Here is a 22,738-nt window from a genome sequence, read left to right on the forward strand (position 1 = left end):
CAATATTATTCCGTTAAACACATAACGAGGGGTTGGATTGTAAAAATTCCCTTGCCGCAATCTCATCCCGCGCGATTTGCGCTTTCAGCTCATCGAGCGAGGCAAACCGCTGTTCATTTCGCAATTTCTTGCGCAGTACCACATCCGGATGCTGCCCGTATAAATCCATAGACACATCAATCAGATGAACTTCCAGTTGCTGGCTCTTACCCTGTACCGTCGGGCGGGAGCCGATATTAGCCACACCCGGCAGCGGATGCGGCCCGAGGCCGTAAACGTCCACAGCGTACACACCGTGTACCGGTGCCGCCAGACGTTTCAGGGGGATATTGGCAGTCGGGAAACCGATGGTGCGCCCGAGTTCGTTGCCGTGCACCACGCGCCCGCTGATGCGGTAAGGGTGCCCGAGCAGCGCCTCAGCCTGCGCCAGATCGTCGTTTTCCAGCGCGCGGCGGATGACCGTGCTGCTGATCCGTTTGCCGTTATCACAAAAACTTTCCGTGCTGCGAACCGTGAAACCATACTGTTTCCCCGCTTCACACAGCCCGTGAAAATCGCCCTGACGATTTTTTCCGAAACGAAAATCATCCCCGACCACCAGAAACTTCACCCCCAGCTGTTCAACCAGCAGGTGTGAGATAAAGGCATCCGGTGTCAGCGATGCAAATTGTTTACTGAATTTAACACACAATAAGTAGTCCGCACCGTACTGCGCAAGATATTTTACCTTATCGCGCAGCCGGGTCAGGCGTGCCGGCGCTTTATCCGGGGCAAAAAATTCCAGCGGCTGCGGCTCGAAGATCATGACGACCGACGGCAGCCCCAGACGTTTTCCTTCCTGCGCCAGATGTGACAGTAATGCCTGATGTCCGCGATGAACGCCATCAAAATTACCGATAGTCAGCACGCAACCATGGTGACGCGCACGAATATTGTGAGTACCGCGAATTAGCTCCATAGCCGGCTCAATACAGTCAAAATTAGTCCGATTATACCTTGTCCGCCGCGTCAGGTTAACCCACTAATGCGGCTGAATCGCGAATTCTCTGTACAAAAAACGGAGCATCCCCTTCTGCGGAAAGTGAAAAATCATTTTTTTCGTCAGAATCTTACCATTCCGGTGACTTTTTTCCGTGTAAGGGCTGTATTCCCGCTGCGTAAACTGATAAAATCCCCGCCCATCACAACGTACATTTGCGTCGCTGTACAACGACGCATATTTGCACAAATCCATTGACAAAATAAAGCGGAGCAGGCATATTCCTCCACCTTTGTATTGTCCTCGAAGAATATATTTGGGAGTTGGACCTTGGCTAATATCAAATCAGCTAAGAAACGCGCCATTCAGTCTGAAAAACGTCGCCAGCACAATGCTAGCCGTCGTTCTATGGTGCGCACCTTTATCAAGAAGGTTTACGCTGCTATCGCTGCCGGCGACAAAGAAGCTGCTCAGAACGCATTTAATGACATGCAACCACTTGTGGATCGTCACGCTGCTAAAGGCCTGATCCATAAGAACAAGGCTGCCCGTCATAAGGCGAACCTGGCTGCTCAGATCAAAGCAATGTAATCTGATTGTGCAGACATAAAAAAACCGGCTGATGCCGGTTTTTTTATGTCCTTTTTTCGCCTCAGTCCGGCAAACCGATATCCGCAGACGACTGCGAACCGCTGAACAATGCAGAGAAATCCTTGTTACACACCCGCTGAACCGCCGGATGCTGGATCATACGCTCGGCAAAAATCACATAATACTCTTCTTTGATGGTATCCACTGTTCCCAGTTCGACAACATCACTGTCCGCAAAGATACCTTTGCTGTAGAGTGACGGCGCCACAAAAATCGCATTGTGATACATCCCGAATGCTTTCATCAGTGCCGCATCATCAAACTCACCCAGAATTTCCACTTCCAGGTTTTTATTGCGGATCCAGGTCAGTAACTGACGACCGAGCATTGAACGGCGGCCGGGAACCAGCAGACGGCGCTCTTCCAGACATTCCGGAAACGGCTTCTGCGGCGCGGGCTGACGACAGTAGAAACTCATACTGCACTCCCCGAGTTTCACGGAGAACAGCCCTTCCTGCTGGGTCGAATCCACCGGGCAGTCCGAAAGGATCATATCCAGTTTATGCTGACTGAGCTGCTCCAGCAGCATTTCGTGCGTGGATTCAAAACAGCGCAGGTGAATTTGCTCATGCTCCATCACCGCCGTTTCCAGCACTTTACTGACCAGGCGTTTTGACAGTGCGTCCGCGACCCCGACATCAAACAACAGATTGGATTCGCGGCTGTAAGTGACAATATCCAGCATCTCCTGGCTCAGCATAAACATTTTGTCCGCATAGCGGAACACCAGCTGACCCAGCTCTGATGGCACCAGGCCGCGTCCCTGACGTTTGAACAGCTTACCGTCCAGACGCTCTTCCAGCGCCTTGATTTGACCGGTAATGGTTTGCGGGGTCAGGTAGAGTGCTTCTGCCGCCCCCACCACCGACCCTTCTTTGCAGACGTGCCAGAAATAATAGAGGTGATTGTAGTTTAAATGGGAGACTCGCATAGTTTTTCCCGGTACATGCCTTATCTTTTTTTGATGGTTAACTCGGAAATTCTGTTGTATTCACCGGCCGGGGAGGCCGGTGAACAGCGGATTACTGCCGGACTGTTTTCTTCGGTAACACGGAATGGAGCAGGAACAACCCGGTGACTGCCGCCATGGTGGAACCAATCAGAATTCCCAGCTTAGAGTAGGTGTTAAATGCTTCCGGAAGCCCGGTAAATGCCAGTCCCGCGATAAAGATAGACATTGTAAAACCGATCCCGCATAACACCGATACAGCAAATATCTGATTAAGAGTAATCCTCTCCGGCAATTTTGCAAAGCCCAGTTTTACCGAAATCAGACATGCGGTGAAAATCCCCAGCGGTTTCCCGATAAACAGGCCGAGCAGGATCCCCAGCGGCAGTGTGCCCATCAGTGCATCAAAAGAAATACCCTGAACACTGACACCCGCATTGGCAAAGGCAAACAGCGGCAGGATCAGAAACGCCACCCACGGATGCAATACGTGTTCCAGCTCCTCTGACGGTGAGTGCTCACCATCTTTGCTGCGCAGCGGGATCAGGAACCCGACGATCACCCCGGCCAGGGTTGCGTGTACACCGGATTTCAGAATACACACCCACAATATCAGCCCGGCAATCATATACGCGGCGGTATTGCTGACGTTACGCAGGTTCATCACACACAGTACCACCACCATCAGTGCCGCCAGCAGCAGTGCGGTCAGTGAAACGGTTTTGGTGTAAAACAGCGCGATAATGACGATAACCCCGAGGTCATCAATAATCGCCAGCGCCAGCAGAAAGACTTTCAGCTCTGTCGGCACGCGTTTGCCCAGTAATGCCATCACGCCGAGCGCAAACGCAATATCGGTTGCAGCCGGAATCGCCCAGCCCTGTGCAGCGGCGGCATCCCCGCCGTTAAACAGCAGATAGACCAATGCCGGGGCTATCATACCGCCGAGTGCGGCAATCGCCGGAAACATCGCTTTGTCGCGCCCGGCCAGAGAACCGGTCATCAGCTCTCTTTTTACTTCCAGCCCGACGACCAGGAAAAATATCGCCATCAGGGCGTCATTAATCCATAATAACAAGGGCTTATCAATTTCCAGTGCCGCAAATTTTACAGCAACAGGAATATCAAGAAACGACTGATACAGCGCAGACAGCGGCGTATTTGCCATTACCAGCGCAATCAATGCGGCGATAATGAGCAGTATGCCGCCTGCGGCTTCGAGTTTTAAGAACTGTCGGATAATTGCGGTCATGGGTTAACTCCTTTAAGACTGTCGGCGTTAATAATATGCAAACAATTAACTCGAAAAAAGCAGATTATTCGACAACAATAACTCGGTAATTTCTGATCAATAGGGGTTTACATCACAAAATTTACTGATAAACACCCCTAAACTAACTTTATATTAACATTTTAGTTTTTATGACGTGTATCGTATGATCCCTCATACCGGCGGATATTCTGCTGTCGTTACTACCGCTCACTGAATAAAACAGGTTATCCCATGTCCGCCACGCTGTTTATTGCTGTACTGTTTGCTGCCTTTTTTCATGCATCCTGGAATGCGGTGATTAAATTTGGTCAGGATCGCTTTCTGGGTATCGCGGTGATGACCATCTGGTCCGGCGTGGTCTCTGTTCCCGCCCTGTTCTGGCTGGGCCTGCCGGATGCCGCCGCGGTAAAATGGCTGCTGCTGTCTGCCCTGTTTCACATCGGTTATGTCATCTGCCTGAGCAAAGCGTATTCAAGGGGCGATCTCAGCCAGATTTACCCGGTTTCCCGGGGTTGTGCTCCGCTGCTGACTACCCTTTTTGCGGTACTTCTGTTTGGTGAGCATCTGCCGTGGCTCTCTTTAGCCGGTATTCTGCTGATTATCACCGGGGTTATCCTTCCCGCACTGAAACACCGGACGTCCGGACATGCCCGCAGCGGGCTGATCTATGCGGTGATCACCGCCTTTTTTACCGCCTGTTACACACTCTCCGACGGCTTCGGTGCCCGCAGCAGTACAGACTCACTGACTTATATTTTCTGGTTGTTCGCCCTGAACGGGCTGGTGATGGTCGTGATGGGTTTTGCCCGTTACCGCCACCATTTCACCCATGATTTTCTGCGCTACAGCAAGCCCGGGCTGACCGGCGGCATCCTGCAAATCTTCAGCTACGGCATTGTGATATGGGCGATGGGACAGGCACCGATTATGATTGTCGCAGCGTTACGGGAGACCAGCGTGCTGTTCGCACTGCTGCTCTCCGCGTATTTCCTGAAAGAAAAGCTGACCCCCACCCGGATTCTGGCCGCCTGTATTATTGTGACTGGGGTGATTGTAACGAAACTGGGCGGTTAGTCCGGTTTTTTATTATACAACCGCCTCAGGTGCCGGCAGCTCAACCGGGCCGCTGGTCTTAATATTAACCGGTATTGATAGTTTCAGGTCGGCAATATTTTCCGGCTCACCATACTTTACGGCGCGCAGGCTTTTCTCAAGCACAAAAAGTCCCAGATCCTGATGTTTCCCCATAATCTCTTTGGTCGTATAAACTGCGGAATCCGGCAGTGTTGCGTCACGGAGCGATACAGGGGAACGGCTGCAATCCTTATTGATTTCAATAATTTTGGTGCATTGTTTCTGAATTTTATCCAGAACACGGCCTTTGCAGAAACGTGAGAGAATTGACTGATTCTCCCGGTATCCCTTGATTTCATCTGCGATATTTTTAAACGGGGTCATATCCAGTCCCGCAACAAGATGTCCGAACACATCCTTCAGAGCCGTAAAGTTCCTGGTTCCCAGTAGTTCAGCCTGCTCTTTTGTGCAGCAGAATTGCTGCTCCGATGAATTCTGCACACCCGAGATAAAACGACTGAGCCCGCCGTTTCCGAACTTTTCTGATGTATCTTTAATGAGTTCTGTAACAGATACTGCCTGACCGGTGATTTTCATATTGTTTGCCTTAACGAATAAATGGTTAAAGCAGAATAGAAAAACCGGCGCTAAATGCTTGTATAAAGCGCACAAAAAAACCGGCCGGAAAAATTTTCCGGCCGGTTTTGATATCACTTATCTGACAGTGACTTATTTGGTCAGGTCATCAAAGAATTTTTTCACGCCGTCAAAGAAGCGTTTTGCTTTCGGGGTGTTGTTGTGACCGCTCTGACCATCTACGGATTCACCGAACTCACGTAACAGTGCTTTCTGTTTTTCGCTCAGTTTCACCGGGGTTTCCACCACCACACGGCACATCAGGTCGCCCTGCATTCCGCCGCGCGCCGGTCTGACACCTTTGCCTTTCATGCGGAACAGTTTGCCGGTCTGGGTTTCTGCCGGGATTTTCAGCTTAACGCGCCCATCCAGTGTCGGAACTTCAATCTCACCGCCCAGCGCCGCAACGGTAAAGCCAATCGGCACTTCACAGTAGAGATTGCTGCCGTCACGCTCGAAGATATTGTGCTGGCGGACGTGAACCTCGACATACAGATCGCCTGCCGGAGCCCCCATTTCGCCTGCTTCACCTTCACCGGTCAGACGGATACGGTCACCGCTGTCCATCCCCGCCGGGATTTTGACTGACAGGGTTTTATAGCGTTCAACACGCCCGTGACCATGACATTTGCTGCACGGATCTTTGATGATTTTGCCGCGGCCGTGACAGGTCGGACACGCCTGCTGCACCGCAAAGAAGCCCTGGCGCATCTGCACCTGGCCCATACCGTGACAGGTCGGACATTCCTGCGGCTCAGTACCTTCTTTCGCCCCGCTGCCGTGACATTTATCACAGGTCTCCAGGGTCGGAATACGGATCTCTTTGGTCACACCACGAACCGCTTCTTCAAGGGTCAGTTCGATGTTGTAACGCAGGTCTGCTCCGCGTGCCGCGCGTTGCTGACGGCGACCACCACCAAAAATATCACCGAAGACGTCACCAAAGATATCACCGAAGTCAGCACCGCCGAAACCGCCGCCGCCAAATCCGCCGCCACCGCCCATACCGCCCTGCTCAAATGCTGCGTGGCCGTACTGGTCATAAGCCGCACGTTTCTGTGCGTCGGTGAGGATCTCGTATGCTTCTTTTACTTCTTTGAATTTATCTTCCGCGTCTTTATCGCCCTGATTACGGTCAGGGTGATATTTCATCGCAAGGCGTTTGTAGGCTTTTTTAATCTCTTTGTCATCCGCAGATTTCGAGACGCCCAACACCTCGTAGTAATCTTTTTTTGCCATCCGTTTTGTCCCTTAACACAAGCACACGGGCGCAGAGTTTCCTCAACGCCCGTGCCGGTTTTCAGTGATTAATAACAGTCATCACCGCGCCCGCTAAGGGCCTTATTTTTTGTCTTTGCTGTCGTCAACTTCTTCGAATTCAGCATCAACAACATCATCATTTTTACCTGCATCCTGCGCGGCATCAGCACCTGCTGCACCTGCCTGCGCCTGCTGCTGGGCAATTTCCATCAGTTTGGCAGAGGCATCGATCAGGGCTTTCGTTTTCTCTTCGATAGCCGCTTTATCTTCGCCTTTCACTGCGATTTCCAGCTCACTCACCGCCTGCTCGATTTTCACTTTATCGTCGCCCGGCAGTTTGTCGCCCGCTTCTTCGATCTGTTTACGGGTAGCGTGAACCAGCTGATCGGCCTGGTTACGAACCTGTACCAGCTCTTCGAACTTACGGTCAGCTTCGGCGTTCGCTTCCGCATCACGTACCATTTTCTGGATCTCTTCCTCGTTCAGACCGGAAGAGGCCTTGATGGTGATGTTCTGCTCACGGCCGCTGTTTTTGTCTTTCGCGGACACATGCAGGATACCGTCGGCATCGATGTCAAAAGTAACTTCGATCTGCGGCATACCGCGCGGAGCAGCCTGAATACCATCCAGGTTAAACTGACCCAGCGATTTGTTGTCACCGGAACGTTTACGCTCACCCTGCAGAACATGGATAGTTACCGCAGACTGGTTGTCTTCCGCTGTGGAGAACACCTGGCTGTGTTTGGTCGGGATAGTGGTGTTCTTCGCAATCAGCGGAGTCATCACGCCGCCCATGGTTTCGATACCCAGAGACAGCGGGGTAACGTCCAGCAGCAGCACGTCTTTAACATCACCACCTAACACACCGCCCTGTACCGCAGCACCAACAGCCACAGCTTCGTCCGGGTTCACGTCTTTACGCGGTTCTTTACCGAAGAAATCAGCAACGGTTTTCTGAACCAGCGGCATACGGGTCTGACCACCGACCAGGATAACATCATTGATGTCATTCACTGACAGGCCGGCATCCTGTAATGCAACCTTGACCGGGTCCATAGAGCGTTTAACCAGATCTTCAACCAGTGATTCCAGTTTCGCACGGGTCACTTTAATGTTCATGTGTTTAGGACCGGTCGCGTCCGCCGTGATGTACGGCAGGTTAACGTCAGTCTGCTGTGCGGAAGAAAGCTCGATTTTTGCTTTCTCGGCAGCTTCTTTCAGACGCTGCATTGCCAGCGGGTCGTTACGCAGATCGATACCCTGTTCTTTCTTAAACTCTTCAACCAGATAGTTGATCATGCGGCTGTCGAAGTCTTCACCCCCTAAGTGGGTGTCGCCGTTCGTTGCCAGCACTTCATAGGTTTTTTCGCCGTCAACTTCATCGATTTCGATGATGGAGATATCGAAAGTACCACCACCGAGGTCGAAGACCGCGATAGTACGGTTACCCACTTCACGGTCAAGGCCGTAAGCCAGTGCCGCTGCAGTCGGTTCGTTGATAATACGTTTTACATCCAGACCTGCGATACGGCCGGCATCTTTGGTTGCCTGACGCTGAGCATCGTTAAAGTAAGCAGGTACGGTGATAACCGCTTCGGTTACCGGCTCGCCGAGATAATCTTCAGCGGTTTTCTTCATTTTTTTCAGGACTTCAGCAGAAACCTGTGGTGGTGCCATTTTCTGGCCTTTTGCTTCCACCCATGCGTCGCCGTTATCAGAACCGACAATTTTGTACGGCATGATGTTCATATCGCGGCGCACTTCTTCATCGTCAAAACGACGACCAATCAGACGTTTGATTGCAAACAGTGTGTTCTGCGGGTTGGTAACAGCCTGACGTTTTGCCGGCTGACCGACCAGGATTTCACCATCCTGTGTATACGCAATAATTGACGGCGTTGTGCGGTCGCCTTCTGCGTTCTCCAGGACACGTGCCTGATTACCATCCATTACAGCAACACAAGAGTTGGTTGTACCTAAGTCGATACCAATAATTTTACCCATCTAAAGGCCTCCGAATAATTCTGTTCGTCTTACGCTACCGATGTATATGAGGTTCAATTTTCACTTTTCAAGAAAAAATTTTTCACTCACCCGTTACCCGGAACCTTTCCGGCGGTACCGGACACCCGCAGCGTTAAAGGGGATTCAACTGAGTTTCAGTTTCCGATGACAAGTAGATGGGGCCATAAATACATTCATCAAGGGGAAAATGAAAAAAAAAACAGATTATTTAAAAGAAAATGATGAAACACTGAAAAATGCCGCGCTCACAGTCATATCAGCACGGCATTCACACAGCACAATGCAGGAGATATCAGGAGCTGAACACCATCATCCGCTGACGTACCGCTGCTTTCCCCATATACAACCCCAGCAACAGGCCGATCAGCGAAAGTCCCAGCATATAATATGCCGGTGCCAGCGGTGTCCATTTCAGGAACAGTGTGACCACCACCGGCGTCAGTCCGCCGAAAATGGCATAAGAAAGATTGTAGGAAAACGAAATACCACTGAAGCGGATCTCCGCCGGGTAGCTGTTTACCATCACAAACGGGATCGCCCCCACCACGCCGACACTGAATCCGGCCAGTCCGTAGGTCAGCGATAGCGGCGTCCCCGGCTCACCGGCGGTCAGATAGAAATAGCCGGTGCAGACCGCCAGCAGCAGACTGCCGACGGTAAAGACCACGGAAGCACCCAGTTTGTCACACAGATAACCCGCCACCAGACACCCGGCGCACAGCGCCAGAATCGCGGTCATATTAGCAACAGACACCACCGCTTTTGCCAGGCCGAACTCTGTCTGCAAATACGCCGGTGTCAGCAGGATCACCACCACGACCCCGGCGGAGAGCAACCAGGTCAGCAGCATGGAGATCACAATCGCTTCTTTGTGATTCACCACCACGGTTTTCAGCGGCAACTCTTTAGCCAGTGCTTTTTGCTGTTTCATCTCCTGAAAGATCGGCGTTTCCGCCAGCCAGCGGCGCAGATACAGTGCCACAAAGCCGAAAATCCCCCCGAGGAAGAACGGTACACGCCAGCCCCAGGCCAGCTGCTGCGCTTCAGTAAAGCGTGTCGCCATCATCATGGCCACCAGCGAGCCGAGCAGGATACCGACTGTCAGCCCCGCCGTCAGCGTGCCGCAGGCAATACCGATACGGTGCTTCGGCACATGCTCGGAGACAAATACCCAGGCGCCCGGCACTTCCCCGCCGATCGCAGCCCCCTGCATCACCCGCATTAATAAAAGCAGTAACGGCGCGGCAATGCCGATAGATTCATAGGTCGGCAGCAGGCCGATACAGAGTGTCGGCACCGCCATCAGCAGAATACTGAGGGAGAACATTTTTTTACGCCCGACCAGGTCACCGAAATGTGCCATTACAATACCGCCCAGCGGGCGCACCAGATAACCGGCAGCAAAGATCCCGAAGGTCTGCATCTGCACCAGCCACGCAGGGATGTCCGGCGGAAAGAACAGTTTGCCGATAGTGACGGCAAAAAAGATGAAAATAATAAAATCGTAAAATTCGAGTGCGCCGCCCAGGGCCGCGAGAGAGAGTGTTTTATAATCCTGCCGGTTGAGTGTCCGGGGAAGGGTCTGTGCCATGGGTTCACCTTTCCTGTCTTTACATTGCTGTTATCTTTACTTTACATAAACGGATAACCGCATCATAGGACAAGAAAGGTGTCCGGGGGAATGTTTTTTATTTTATGCTGAAAACGCAGTATTACTGCGGCTTTATTGCTGATTTCGGACGAAACGCCGCGACAATTTCAGGGTCAGTTTCAATGTAAGGCCCGTCGAGCAATTGTATACAATACGGTACACTTGCAAAAATACCGGAAACCATCACGTTGCCGTTTTCATCTTTCAGCCCTTCCAGGGTCTCAGCGATAGCTTTCGGCTGACCCGGCAGATTGAGGATCAGCGACTGATTGCGGATCACCCCCACCTGGCGGGATAAGATTGCCGTCGGCACAAATTTCAGGCTGATCTGACGCATCTGCTCGCCGAAACCCGGCATTTCACGATCCGCCACCGCCAGTGTTGCATCCGGAGTCACATCACGCCGCGCCGGGCCGGTTCCGCCGGTTGTCAGCACCAGATGGCAGCCGAATTCATCCACCAGCTCGCACAGCGTCTGGCTGATCATCGCTTCTTCATCCGGGATCAGGCGGGTTTCTGTCTGAAAAGGCGTGGTGATGGTTTTTTCCAGCCATGCCTGTAAGGCCGGAATGCCTTTATCTTCATAAATACCACCGGATGCGCGGTCAGAAACCGAGACAAGACCGATGCGCAACACATTGTTCATAGTCACCTCAACGTCATTTTGACTCCGGGGCACAGCATAGCATTGCCGCCGGAAACAAAAAAGGCAGCCTCCCGGCTGCCTCCTGAATCTGACTGTATTATAACGATTACAGCAGATCGGCGATCATTTTTTCCAGTTTGCCCTGGTCTACCGCAAACTTACGGATACCGTCAGCCAGTTTCTCGGTCGCCATAGCGTCACTGTGGTGACCCCAGTAGAACTCAGCTTCTGTCAGCGGTGCCGGACGCGCTTTCACTTCGCCTTTGTATTCCAGTTTGCGTTCAACCGCGCCGGTCGCTTCTGACAGCTCTTTCAGCAGTGCAGGGGCGATGGTCAGGCGGTCACAGCCGGCCAGTTCCAGGATTTCACCTGAGTTACGGAAGCTTGCGCCCATAACCACGGTTTTGTAGCCGTGCTCTTTGTAGTAGTTGTAGATTTCAGTCACTGAAATCACGCCCGGATCTTCTGCCGGTGCGAACTCTTTCTTGTCACTGTTTGCTTTGTACCAGTCGAGGATACGGCCGACAAACGGCGAAATCAGGTATACACCTGCTTCCGCGCAGGCACGCGCCTGAGCAAAGGAGAACAGCAGTGTCAGGTTACAGTTGATGCCTTCTTTTTCCAGCTGCTCCGCCGCGCGGATACCCTGCCAGGTGGAAGCCAGTTTGATCAGGATACGATCATTGCTGATACCGGCATCGTTATACAGTTTGATGAGACGTTTTGCTTTGGCGATACTTGCCTGCGTGTCATAAGAGAGACGGGCATCCACTTCTGTGGAGATGCGACCAGGGATCAGTTTCAGGATCTCCAGACCGATATTCACCGCCAGTTTGTCACCGGCATCGATAATCTGCTGTTCACGTGAATCGCTCTGCGCACGCGCCCAGGTCACCGCATCATCAATTAACTTACGGTACTCCGGAATCTGCGCCGCATTGAGGATCAGAGAAGGGTTGGTGGTGGCATCCTGTGGTTTATACAGTTTCATCGCTTCGATGTCACCGGTATCGGCCACGACCGTGGTCAGATTACGCAGGGAAGTTAATTTATCGGTCATTTTCGTCTCTCATCTTATGTCAGAAGATACCCGGAATAATTCGGGATGCCTGCCGGTGAACTTTGCGTAGTCAACACCCGGTAACCCTGAAGTATAACGAGTACAGATGGCAATATGCCGCAACTGCACCTGATAATATCACGGACAGCCCGCCGCGCAAGCAGGGAAAATCCGGTGCCGCACCGGTGGTCCGCCGTTATTCTGCGGTAATCCGGAGTGTCTCCTGTTTTGAGCCTGTCACCGATTACAGTGATTTGCCCGCTCTGTGCTTTTTTTTGGTAGAGTACCGTTAATAATGACAATATCAGACCGGAGCCGACCATGCTGCTGACTATTTCCCCTGCCAAAACCCTCGACTATGACAGCCCGTTAGCCACTGAACGCCATACACAGCCAGCGCTGCTGGCGCAGTCAGAAGCGCTGATGGAAACCTGCCGCAAACTGACCCCGGCGGATATCGGCTCGCTGATGCATATCAGTGACAAACTGGCGGGTCTGAATGCTGCCCGTTTCGGGGAGTGGCAGCCGGATTTCACGCCGGACAATGCCCGCCAGGCCATTCTGGCATTTAAAGGGGATGTGTATACCGGGATGCAGGCGGAAACCTTCAGTGAAGACGATTTTGATTTCGCCCAGCAGCATCTGCGTATGCTCTCCGGCCTGTACGGCGTGCTGCGCCCGCTGGATCTGATGCAACCCTACCGTCTGGAAATGGGGACGAAACTCGCCAATCCGCGCGGCAACGATCTGTATGCGTTCTGGGGGGATATTATTACGGACAATCTGAATCAGGCGCTGGCTGCACAGGGTGATAATGTGCTGGTCAATCTGGCCTCTGATGAATACTTTAAAGCGGTGAAGCCGGCGAAACTGAATGCGGTGATTATCAAACCGGTTTTCCTCGATGAGAAAAACGGCAAGTACAAAGTGATCAGCTTCTATGCGAAGAAAGCGCGCGGCCTGATGAGCCGGTTTATTATTCAGAACCGCCTGACTCAGCCGTCTCAGCTGACAGAATTTAATCTCGACGGTTACCGTTTTGACGAAAGCCAGTCCGGTGAACGGGAACTGGTGTTTACACGACCGGAACACCACGCAGCATAACCGCAGGATAATTCAACTGCGCCATCCGTGGCGCAGTCTTCTCACATAACTGACAGGAAGTTACGGCTCCACCGTCTTCAGCAGATAGTCCCGCAGCGCGGCAAAATCCGCCGGTAATACCGCTGACAGCAGCGGCAAATCAGCGCGTTCCGCCAGTTCTGCCGGTAACGGCAGTTTACTGCCCAGAATCGCTTCCACACTCTCCAGGAATTTGGCCGGATGCGCTGTGCCGAGGAAAATACCGTACTCACCCGGCTGCAAATCACTTCGCAGCAAACGATAGGCAATCGCGGCATGCGGCTCGGAAATATAGCCTTTCGCAGCCAGATCGCGCAGGGTTTCCCGGGTTTCATCATCACTTACCGCACCGGAACGCAGCTCTTTCAGAGACCAGCCTTCACGCGCAAACAGCGCCTCAATACGCGGCCAGTTATTCGGCTGGCTGACGTCCATGGCGTTGGATAACGTTGCCACGGTCGCCGCCGGTTTCCACTGCCCGTCCGCCAGATAGCGCGGCACCGTGTCGTTGGCATTGGTCGCGGCGATAAAGCGTTTCACCGGCAGCCCCATCGCTTTCGCCAGCACCCCGGCGGTCAGGTCACCGAAGTTGCCACTCGGCACCGAAAACACCAGTTCACCGCGTTTTTCCGCCGGAACCTGTGCCACCGCTTCAAAGTAATAACAGATTTGTGCCAGCAGGCGGCTGATATTAATGGAGTTTGCCGAGTTCAGATGCAGCGTCTGTTTCAGTTCATCATCATCAAATGCCTGTTTCACCAGTGCCTGACAGGCATCGAAATCATCCTGCACCGCCACGGTGTGAATATTGCCGCCGAGAGTACAGAACAGTTTTTCCTGTAACGGACTGATTTTCCCCTGCGGATAAAGGATCACCACCTGCACGTTTTTCAGGCCGTAAAAGGCGTGTGCAACTGCCGCACCGGTATCCCCGGAAGTCGCGGTCAGAATAGTGACCGGTTTGTCACCGGCAACCGCTGCCAGCGCCTGGGCCATAAAACGCCCGCCGAAATCTTTGAATGCCAGTGTCGGGCCGTGAAACAGCTCCAGACAGGCCACATCCGGCTCCACCGGATTGAGCGGTGCCGGGAAGGCAAAGGCGGCACGGACACGCGCTGCCAGCTCAGCTTCCGGAATTTCATCACCAATCAGGGCATGCAGAATGGCGGTGCTGCGGCTGACAAAATCCATCGCCAGCAGCTTATCCATTTCCGCCGGTTCAAAAAACGGGATCTCACGCGGGAAGAACAGTCCCTGTCCGCGCCCCAGCCCCTGTTTTACCGCCTGTGCAAAACTGACTTTTTCACTCTCATCTTTTAAATTGTACAGTTCCATTTTTTACCTTTATGCACTTATCTGACGTGCGCCTTTGAGATCGAGACGGCACAGATGGACAAACCCTTCGCTGTTCTGCAAATACTGTGTGTTAAAGACATCCGCCACCTGCTCTGCCGCTGATTTGCTGTCACAGACCGCAAACAGGGTCGGCCCCGAGCCGGAGATGCCGCATGCCTTCGCGCCGCGTGCAAGCACCTGCTCACGGACCGCATCAAAATTCGGTAATAATTCACGGCGGTACGGCTCTGCCACCACATCACGGATCATCTCTGCTGCCAGATCCGCCTGTCCGGTATGACAGGCGTGGATAAACCCGGCCAGGTTGCGCCCGTGGCTGACAATATCCGCCCGTGAATAGGTCGCCGGTAAAATCGCCCGTGCCTGTGCCGTGGAGACTTTGATGCCGGGATACGCCATCACCCAGTACCAGTGTTCAAACCCCGGCACCGTCTGACTGACGCTGTCACCGGTTTCAATATTGAGCTGTAATCCGCCCAGGAAACAAGGTGCGACATTGTCATAATGCACACTGCCGGAGATACGCCCTTCCATCTCGCCCATCAGGCGCAGCAGCGTCATTTCATCCAGCGGTCTGCCGGTATATTCGTTCAGTGCCACCAGCGCGGCTACCACCGAGCAGGCGCTGGAGCCCAGCCCCGAGCCTACCGGCATATTTTTTTCCAGCACCATGGCGACCGGCAGATCATCATGAATGATCTCACTGAACCGTTCACGGCACTGATACACAATATTGTGCTTCGGGTTCACCGGCAGCTTCCCGGCAAAACGCCCGCGGTTTCTGAGTGAAAACGTCTCTGCCTTCGCGATGGACACACAGTCGCCGAGCAGTGCCCCGCTGACCGGAGACACTGCCGCACCCAGCACATCGAACCCCACACTCACATTCCCGATTGACGCCGGTGCATAAATTTTTATCACGTTTTACACTCCCAGTTTCCATGACATTGTCCGCAGCACATCCGCAAACACCCCTGCCGCTGTCACATCATTCCCCGCGCCGTAACCGCGCAGTACCAGCGGGATAGGCTGATAGTAGCGGGTATAAAACGCCAGGGCGTTCTCGCCGTTTTTCACTTTATACAGCGGATCGTTACCGTCTGCCTCAGTGATTTTCACCTGACAGCGGCCGTGATCGATAATGCCAACATAACGCAAAACGCGGCCTGCTTCTGCGGCTTTCGCCACACGCGCGGCAAAGGCCGCATCCAGTGACGGCAGATTCGCCATAAAGGTATTCACATCACCGGAAGCATCGAAGTCCGGCGGCAGCACGGAATCCACCTCAATATCCGCTAATTCAAGGGAGAGCCCGGCTTCACGGGCCAGGATCAGCAGCTTACGCGCCACATCCATCCCGGAGAGATCATCACGCGGATCCGGCTCGGTAAAGCCCTTGGCTTTCGCTGCAGCCGTTGCCTCAGACAACGACATCCCTTCATCCAGCATACCGAAAATAAAGGAGAGCGAACCGGACAGAATACCGCTGAACTGAACCAGCTCATCCCCCGCATTGAGCAGGTTTTGCAGGTTTTCGATCACCGGCAGCCCGGCACCGACGTTGGTGTCATAACGGAACTGACGTTTTGATGCCGCCGCCGCACTGCGCAATTCATGGTAGTAATCCATCGACAGAGTGTTGGCTTTTTTATTCGGCGTTACCACGTTGAAACCGTCTTTCAGAAAATCCGCATATTGCAGGGCGATTTCCTCATTCGATGTACAGTCCACAATCACCGGGTTGAGGAAGTGATATTCTTTTTCCAGGCGGATCAGACGGCTGAGGCTGAACGGCTCTTTGGCCTGCGCCAGCGACTGACGCCAGTCCTGTAAATCAATGCCGCGCATATTGGTCAGCATCGCTTTTGAGTTGGCGATACCGCACACACGCAGGTCGATACTCCGGGCTTTCAGCCACGCCTGCTGGCGGCGGATCTGCTCCAGCAGCGCACTGCCGACCCCGCCGGTACCCACCACAAACACCTCCACAATGCGGTCAGTGTTAAACAGCATCTGGTGACACAGGCGCACACCGGCCGCCGCGAGGTCATTATCCACCACCGCAGAAATGGAACGCTCGGATGAGCCCTGCGCGATCGCAATGATATTGATGTTGGCGCGGGTCAGAGCCGAGAAGAACCGTGCGGAAATCCCTTTGAGTGTCCGCATGCCGTCCCCGACCACGGAGACAATCGCCAGATTATCCAGCACATCCAGCGGGTCGAGCACACCCTCTTTCAGCTCCAGATAGAACTCCTCTTCCAGCGCCTGCTGAGTACGCGCTTTGTCTTTCTGCGCCACACAAAAACTGATGCTGTATTCGGAAGAAGACTGAGTAATCAGCACGATAGAAATATTACGGCGGGACATCACCGTAAACACCCGCGCCGCCATCCCGACCATCCCTTTCATGCCCGGGCCGGAGACGTTGAACATCGCCATGTTATTCAGATTGGTGATCCCTTTCACCGGCAGGCTGTCATCACGCTGGCCATCGCCGATCAGTGTGCCCGGCGCGTCCGGATTGAGAGTATTTTTAATCAGGCACGGGATCTGGAACTGGGCAATCGGCGCAATAGTACGCGGATGCAGGACTTTTGCCCCGAAATAGGAAAGCTCCATCGCCTCCTGATACGACATGCCTTTCAGCAGACGGGCATCCGGGACAAAACGCGGGTCACAGGTATACACGCCGTCCACATCAGTCCAGATTTCACAGCAGGAGGCTCGCAGACACGCCGCCAGTACCGCCGCGGAATAATCAGAGCCGTTACGTCCCAGCACCACCAGCTCGCCGTTTTCATTACCGGCGGTAAATCCCGCCATCAGAATGATGTGGTCAGACGGAATATTCAGCGCCGCAATGCGTTTTGTTGATTCATTAATATCAACAGTGGATTCGAGATAACCACCGACCGCCAGCAGATTGGCCACCGGGTCAATCACCGTCACTTTATGGCCGCGGGCTTTCAGCAGTGATGCCATCACGGCGATAGAAAAACGCTCACCGCAGCTGATCATATTGGCATTGATGCCGTCCGGACACTGTCCCAGCAGTGACACGCCGTGCAGTACCCGACGGATCCGGCTGATTTCCTGCTCTGTTTCATGCTTCAGCCGGTCATATTCAAAGCCCGGCACCGCATCGCGCAGCCCGTCCAGAATCGCCCCGAGAATCGCGGCGGCATCGTGTACCAGGGTGTTTGCTTCCTGCCCGCTGACGGTCTGCTCCACCATCGCCACTAAGTAATTAGTGATTTTCGCCGGTGCGGAAAGCACCATGGCGAGCTGTCCCTGTGCGAGTTTTTTCTCCGCGATTCCTGCGATGTTCAGTATACGATCCGCGTTTGCCACGGATGTGCCGCCAAATTTAAGTACACGCATGTGTCACCTGCTCCTGCCGTTTTTAGTCCAAAAAAAAAGCCCGCACAGTCATTGTGCGGGCTTTTTTCGTGATTTCAGATATGCGTCAGCCCGCACCGCCGGTGGTAATGGTGGTGGTGGTGGTAATAATAATCATGGTCAGGCTGTGATTACGCATGGGGTTCCTGTCTGTCATTTGTCTGGTTAACCCTATTACGGTTAAAGGAAAGGCAGGTTGATGTCAAATTATTCTTCAGATTTGCCCGCAGAATCAGACAATTTGAATCTGATCACATATCAGTATAAAAAGAAATTACGGCAAATTAACGCCGTTATCATATCATCAACCGGCATTTAATTTTACAGAACCAGGAGTTTCTGTATTTTTTCACTTTTATCATACAGGTTGCGTTTTTCGCTGTTTACCCGGCAGAAAAATGTACAATAATCAGACAAGTCAGATATAATGCTTAACATTGTATTTCTATTTATTTGACAATCATTAAAACCGGCAATTAACAATTGAAAATTGTGTTAACGTGCTACAATTGATTTTGATATGTATCAACAAAGGTTAGATTTCCGGATGGTAAATGATTGGGTTGCTGTTATATTGGTGTTAATAGACTAATATTGGTACGAATCGTTTCAATTCCTTACGTTCTGAGTTGAGTGATTGTTAAAATGCGGTCTGAACAAGATTTTTTTCTGTCTGTGGTGATGTGCCGGACATAACCACAACGATACCGGCACAGGTTACACAGGCAGATAATCAGATTTCTTATTATTCTAAGTAATTTAGGTAGCGACTATGCAAACCCCGCATATTTTAATTGTTGAAGATGAGATCGTCACCCGTAACACCCTGAAAAGTATTTTCGAAGCAGAGGGTTACGTGGTACATGAAGCCACTGATGGTGCAGAGATGCACAATGTGCTGTCAGACCATGATATCAATTTGGTTATCATGGACATCAACCTCCCGGGAAAAAATGGTCTGTTGCTGGCGCGTGAGCTCCGCGAACAGGCAAACGTGGCACTGATGTTCTTAACCGGCCGTGATAATGAAGTGGATAAAATCCTCGGTCTGGAAATCGGTGCTGATGACTACATCACCAAGCCGTTTAACCCGCGTGAACTGACTATCCGCGCACGCAACTTACTGTCACGGACCATGAATCTGGCCGGTGGCAGCGAAGAGCGCCGCAGTGTGGAAAGTTACAAGTTCAACGGCTGGGAACTGGATATCAACAGCCGCTCATTAATCGGACCAACCGGCGAACAGTACAAGCTGCCGCGCAGTGAGTTCCGTGCAATGCTGCACTTCTGTGAGAATCCGGGCAAAATTCAGACCCGTGCTGAACTGCTCAAGAAAATGACCGGCCGTGAACTGAAACCGCATGACCGTACCGTGGATGTCACCATCCGCCGTATCCGTAAGCATTTCGAGTCCACACCGGATACGCCGGAAATCATCGCCACCATTCACGGCGAAGGTTACCGGTTCTGCGGCGACCTCGAAGAGTAATCTTCCGCTGCGGTAACGTATATACGAAATCCCCGGTGATGCCGAGCACCACCGGGGATTTGTTGTTGCTATTATCCGGTTATTTGTTCCACGGTATAATCGGCACCGCACTCAGCGCATTCTTCGGCGAGCCATCGACCACTTTGTCTGAATAAGTCAGATAAATCAGCGCATGACGTTTCTCATCATAGAAACGAACCACTTGTAACTTTTTGAATACCATGGATGTCCGTTTCTGGAACACCACCTGGCCTTTATCTTTACGGCCTTTTTTCACTTTATCACTGACTGTAACCGGCCCGACCTGCTGACAGGAAATCGCGGCATCAGAGGTATCCTCCGCCAGACCCAGCCCGCCTTTTATCCCGCCGGTTTTTGCCCGGCTCAGGTAGCAGGTAATATTTTCCACATCCGGATCATCAAAGGCTTCCACCACAATCTTGTGATCCGGCCCCAGAATTTTGAATACGGTGTCCACAGAGCCGATTTCTTCAGCATGGCTCAAAAAGGATAACGAACTCAATGAAATAGCTGTGATAATTCCCAGTATAGACCGGTGAGTCTGATTCATAATATTAATAGCCCAAGAAAACCATTTGAAAATTGTATGATTTTAAAGATAATCCATCTTACCAGTTTATGACAGTCGCCCTGTTCTTAAAACATTTTTCCGGCCAAAAGTAATAATTGATAAATGATTATCTTGTTGATAATCACTCAGGTTAGAATATAAATTCGTTATATCTCTTTCAGAACTTCATCAATCCAATAAGGGAGATGTATGGATCAGACCAGCATCATTCGCGATTTACTCCGTTGGTTAGATGAGCATTTAGATCAGCCACTTTCCCTCGATAACGTCGCTGCGAAGGCAGGCTACTCCAAGTGGCATTTACAACGTATGTTCAAGGACGTTACCGGTGAAGCCATCGGCGCTTACATCCGCGCCCGCCGTTTATCACGCGCAGCCATTGCACTGCGGCTGACTGCCCGTCCTATTTTAGATATCGCCTTACAGTATCGTTTCGATTCTCAGCAAACCTTTACCCGCGCATTCAAGAAACAGTTTAATAAAACACCGGCACTGTACCGCCGTCTTGATGATTGGTGCTCTGACGGAATTTGTTCCGCGATTCTTCTCGATGATACCCCGATGCCGGAACATGAGTTTGTCACACTGCCGCCGCTTGCCGTTACCGGAATTGAGCACAGCTGTTCCCACCGTCTGGAAGACTGGGCTACCGCTTGTACCCATATGCGTCAGGAGTTCTGGCTGCATCATGTTTCCGTGGCGAAAATCATTCCGGATTATGTGTACGGGCTGTACCGCACCACCCGCAATCCGGATAAAGAAGATGAGCAGACGGTGACATATACCACCGCCGTTGCAAGTGAATTTGCCGCCTTCACAACTGAGGAAAATGTCCGCGAAATGGAGATGCCGGGCGGGGAATATCTCTGCTTTACCTTCAGTGGTATTCCTTACCGCAGCGCCATACAGGATTTCCTGTTCACCATTTATGGTCAGTGTGTGCCGCGCCTGGGGATCACCCGCCGCCGCGGTTATGATATTGAGCGGTATAAGCTGAAGAAAGGTGCCGATATCCGGTATCCGGATGTGGCTGATGTGGATGATACCGATCCGCGCCGTCATATTGAGGAATTTAAGTACTACATTCCTGTCAGACGCGATCCGCAGTAATCACTGCCGCAGAACAAACACCGCCGCCGGTGGTGGTGTCTTGTTCACCCGGGCGGTGTCTGATTTACCGTTTTACTCAGCGCTGTACTTCATCCAGCGCCGGAAGACTCAGATGTGTGGTGTCACCGGCCGTCTCAACCACCCAGCCATCCGCCAGCCACGGGCTTTCCTGATACTCCAGTACGGATAACGAACAGTTACGCAGACGCAGACGGCGTTCCGCATACGCAGGCAGCCCCAGCACAGAGCCAATCAGGCATCCCAGCGCAATACCGTGACTGACCAGCAGGACTTTGCTGCCCTCCGGCAGATCCAGAGTGCTTTCCAGCGCCGCCCGCATACGGCTTTCCAGCTCCGCGAGCGATTCCCCTTCCGGGATCCGCCCGTCTTTCGCGCCGTTAAGCAGGCTTTTACGCCAGCCCTCTTCTTCTTCGGTCAGGGTATGGATCTGACGCTTTTCCAGCACGCCCATATTGAGCTCACGCAGACGCGGATCCGCAATAATCTCACAACCGCAGGCTTCTGCGATCAGTTTCGCGGTCTGCTGTGTGCGGCCCAGATCACTGGCAATAATATGGGTGATCCCTTCATTTTTCAGACGCGCAGCAACCTGCTTCGCCTGATCGATACCATTTTGTGTTAACGGGCTGTCAGAATGACCCTGGATACGGCGCTGAACGTTCCATTCAGTTTCACCGTGACGGACAAGAAATACCTGTGACATAACTATCAATCTCTGTTTTTACTGTGTGAAAGTCTGATTACCCCGCTACCATACCGTAAAAACATTCCTGGGATCACGCTTTATCCCTGAAACGCTTTCACCACACGGCACCGTCTAAAAAAATCTGCGGAAAGCCGTCAATATTCGCTATACTGCGGCAAACATAATTACGTGGATAGTTTAATTATCATGTTTCATATTATCGCAGCAACGACTAATCCGGCTAAAATTCAGGCTATCCGTTCCGCTTTTGAAGTGGTACTGGGTAACGGCAATTTTGATATTGAAGATGTGAATGTGGACAGCAGTGTGCCGCAGCAGCCTATCGGGAACACCGAGACCCGTACCGGCGCCCGCCAGCGCGTCAATGCCGCCCGTCAGGTCAGACCGGAAGCCGATTTCTGGGTTGGTGTTGAGGCAGGTATTGAAGGCGATATGACCTTTGCCTGGATTGTTATCGAGCACCGCCAGCTGCGCGGGGAATCCCGTTCCGCCAGTCTGATGCTGCCGGAAAAAATTCTTGCGGGGATCCGTGAAGGCCGTGAGCTGGGTGATGAAATGGCTGACCTGACCGGGGTCGAAGATATCAAACAAAAAGGCGGGGCGATCGGTTTCTTCACCGGTGGCGCGCTGACCCGGACCAGTGTCTATGAGCAGGCGATTATCCTGGCGCTGGTGCCTATCCAGCACGAAATTTATAAGTCCCTGAACACCAAAGAATCCTGATCTGAAAAACCGG

At 52.3% G+C, this 22,738-nt stretch carries 21 protein-coding genes and 1 other annotated feature; of the genes, 6 read left to right on the plus strand and 15 right to left on the minus strand.

What is annotated here, in order from left to right; genetic code table 11:
* Positions 1-13: 13 nt before the first annotated feature.
* Complete coding sequence (gene ribF, locus N7387_RS05055; protein WP_279797398.1) at positions 14-958, minus strand: bifunctional riboflavin kinase/FAD synthetase; 945 nt, start codon at positions 956-958, stop codon at positions 14-16.
* 351 nt (positions 959-1,309) lie between these two features.
* On the opposite strand from ribF, the gene rpsT reads away from it, so the two are divergent.
* Positions 1,310-1,570, plus strand: coding sequence for a 30S ribosomal protein S20 (rpsT, locus tag N7387_RS05060; RefSeq protein ID WP_015422441.1), 261 nt, complete (start codon positions 1,310-1,312; stop codon positions 1,568-1,570).
* A gap of 61 nt (positions 1,571-1,631) precedes the next feature.
* On the opposite strand, the gene nhaR is transcribed toward rpsT, so the two are convergent.
* Both nhaR and nhaA read right to left on the minus strand, forming a co-directional pair.
* Positions 1,632-2,561: a transcriptional activator NhaR gene (gene nhaR, locus N7387_RS05065; RefSeq protein WP_262859004.1), complete on the minus strand. Its 930-nt coding sequence runs from the start codon at positions 2,559-2,561 to the stop codon at positions 1,632-1,634.
* A 91-nt stretch (positions 2,562-2,652) separates the two neighbouring features.
* Positions 2,653-3,831 carry a Na+/H+ antiporter NhaA gene (gene nhaA / locus N7387_RS05070; RefSeq protein ID WP_262882620.1) on the minus strand — a complete coding sequence of 393 codons (1,179 nt, stop codon included), beginning with the start codon at positions 3,829-3,831 and terminating at the stop codon, positions 2,653-2,655.
* 252 nt (positions 3,832-4,083) lie between these two features.
* Between nhaA and N7387_RS05075 the strand changes: the two genes are divergently transcribed.
* Positions 4,084-4,926: a DMT family transporter gene (locus tag N7387_RS05075; RefSeq protein ID WP_279797403.1), complete on the plus strand. Its 843-nt coding sequence runs from the start codon at positions 4,084-4,086 to the stop codon at positions 4,924-4,926.
* Positions 4,927-4,938: 12 nt separating this feature from the next.
* On the opposite strand, the gene N7387_RS05080 is transcribed toward N7387_RS05075, so the two are convergent.
* The 6 genes from N7387_RS05080 to tal form a co-directional block, all read right to left on the minus strand.
* Positions 4,939-5,523 carry a hypothetical protein gene (locus tag N7387_RS05080; RefSeq protein ID WP_279797405.1) on the minus strand — a complete coding sequence of 195 codons (585 nt, stop codon included), beginning with the start codon at positions 5,521-5,523 and terminating at the stop codon, positions 4,939-4,941.
* Positions 5,524-5,655: 132 nt separating this feature from the next.
* A complete protein-coding gene (gene dnaJ, locus N7387_RS05085) occupies positions 5,656-6,801 on the minus strand; it encodes a molecular chaperone DnaJ (protein ID WP_072872036.1) in 1,146 nt (381 codons plus the stop codon).
* A 102-nt stretch (positions 6,802-6,903) separates the two neighbouring features.
* Complete coding sequence (gene dnaK / locus N7387_RS05090; RefSeq protein ID WP_046894109.1) at positions 6,904-8,826, minus strand: molecular chaperone DnaK; 1,923 nt, start codon at positions 8,824-8,826, stop codon at positions 6,904-6,906.
* Between the two features lie 313 nt (positions 8,827-9,139).
* Positions 9,140-10,438 carry an MFS transporter gene (locus N7387_RS05095; RefSeq protein WP_279797410.1) on the minus strand — a complete coding sequence of 433 codons (1,299 nt, stop codon included), beginning with the start codon at positions 10,436-10,438 and terminating at the stop codon, positions 9,140-9,142.
* Positions 10,439-10,559: 121 nt separating this feature from the next.
* On the minus strand, positions 10,560-11,144 hold the full coding sequence (mog, locus tag N7387_RS05100) for a molybdopterin adenylyltransferase (protein WP_025153833.1): 585 nt from the start codon (positions 11,142-11,144) through the stop codon (positions 10,560-10,562).
* Positions 11,145-11,250: 106 nt separating this feature from the next.
* Entirely contained in the window at positions 11,251-12,204 is a 954-nt protein-coding gene (gene tal / locus N7387_RS05105; protein ID WP_004237118.1) for a transaldolase, read from the minus strand.
* 321 nt (positions 12,205-12,525) lie between these two features.
* Between tal and yaaA the strand changes: the two genes are divergently transcribed.
* On the plus strand, positions 12,526-13,308 hold the full coding sequence (yaaA, locus tag N7387_RS05110; protein WP_279797413.1) for a peroxide stress protein YaaA: 783 nt from the start codon (positions 12,526-12,528) through the stop codon (positions 13,306-13,308).
* 60 nt (positions 13,309-13,368) lie between these two features.
* On the opposite strand, the gene thrC is transcribed toward yaaA, so the two are convergent.
* The 4 genes from thrC to thrL all read right to left on the minus strand — a co-directional run bounded on the left by thrC (position 13,369) and on the right by thrL (position 18,241).
* Complete coding sequence (thrC, locus tag N7387_RS05115) at positions 13,369-14,661, minus strand: threonine synthase (protein ID WP_279797416.1); 1,293 nt, start codon at positions 14,659-14,661, stop codon at positions 13,369-13,371.
* A 9-nt stretch (positions 14,662-14,670) separates the two neighbouring features.
* Positions 14,671-15,603 (minus strand): homoserine kinase, encoded by a 933-nt coding sequence (gene thrB, locus N7387_RS05120; RefSeq protein WP_274370522.1) that lies wholly within the window; start codon positions 15,601-15,603, stop codon positions 14,671-14,673.
* 3 nt (positions 15,604-15,606) lie between these two features.
* Positions 15,607-18,066 carry a bifunctional aspartate kinase/homoserine dehydrogenase I gene (gene thrA / locus N7387_RS05125; RefSeq protein WP_072872029.1) on the minus strand — a complete coding sequence of 820 codons (2,460 nt, stop codon included), beginning with the start codon at positions 18,064-18,066 and terminating at the stop codon, positions 15,607-15,609.
* Positions 18,067-18,095: 29 nt separating this feature from the next.
* Positions 18,096-18,210 (minus strand) — a sequence feature (Thr leader region).
* Positions 18,152-18,241, minus strand: coding sequence for a thr operon leader peptide (gene thrL, locus N7387_RS05130; RefSeq protein ID WP_146749693.1), 90 nt, complete (start codon positions 18,239-18,241; stop codon positions 18,152-18,154). It overlaps the preceding feature by 59 nt.
* 615 nt (positions 18,242-18,856) lie before the next feature.
* On the opposite strand from thrL, the gene arcA reads away from it, so the two are divergent.
* The gene (arcA, locus tag N7387_RS05135) at positions 18,857-19,573 is read left to right on the plus strand and encodes a two-component system response regulator ArcA (protein ID WP_004237112.1); all 717 of its coding nucleotides are present in this window, start codon (positions 18,857-18,859) and stop codon (positions 19,571-19,573) included.
* 79 nt (positions 19,574-19,652) lie between these two features.
* Here the strand turns inward: arcA and creA are convergent, their stop codons facing one another.
* Positions 19,653-20,144 (minus strand): protein CreA, encoded by a 492-nt coding sequence (creA, locus tag N7387_RS05140; RefSeq protein ID WP_139294275.1) that lies wholly within the window; start codon positions 20,142-20,144, stop codon positions 19,653-19,655.
* Positions 20,145-20,354: 210 nt separating this feature from the next.
* On the opposite strand from creA, the gene robA reads away from it, so the two are divergent.
* Positions 20,355-21,275 carry an MDR efflux pump AcrAB transcriptional activator RobA gene (gene robA, locus N7387_RS05145; RefSeq protein ID WP_279797425.1) on the plus strand — a complete coding sequence of 307 codons (921 nt, stop codon included), beginning with the start codon at positions 20,355-20,357 and terminating at the stop codon, positions 21,273-21,275.
* Between the two features lie 76 nt (positions 21,276-21,351).
* On the opposite strand, the gene gpmB is transcribed toward robA, so the two are convergent.
* Positions 21,352-21,999 (minus strand): 2,3-diphosphoglycerate-dependent phosphoglycerate mutase GpmB, encoded by a 648-nt coding sequence (gene gpmB, locus N7387_RS05150; protein WP_262859014.1) that lies wholly within the window; start codon positions 21,997-21,999, stop codon positions 21,352-21,354.
* A 189-nt stretch (positions 22,000-22,188) separates the two neighbouring features.
* Between gpmB and yjjX the strand changes: the two genes are divergently transcribed.
* A complete protein-coding gene (gene yjjX, locus N7387_RS05155) occupies positions 22,189-22,725 on the plus strand; it encodes an inosine/xanthosine triphosphatase (protein WP_004237108.1) in 537 nt (178 codons plus the stop codon).
* Positions 22,726-22,738 lie beyond the last annotated feature (13 nt).

Origin of the sequence: Morganella sp. GD04133, from assembly GCF_029835375.1 — a bacterium.
GTDB lineage: Bacteria > Pseudomonadota > Gammaproteobacteria > Enterobacterales > Enterobacteriaceae > Morganella > Morganella morganii_B.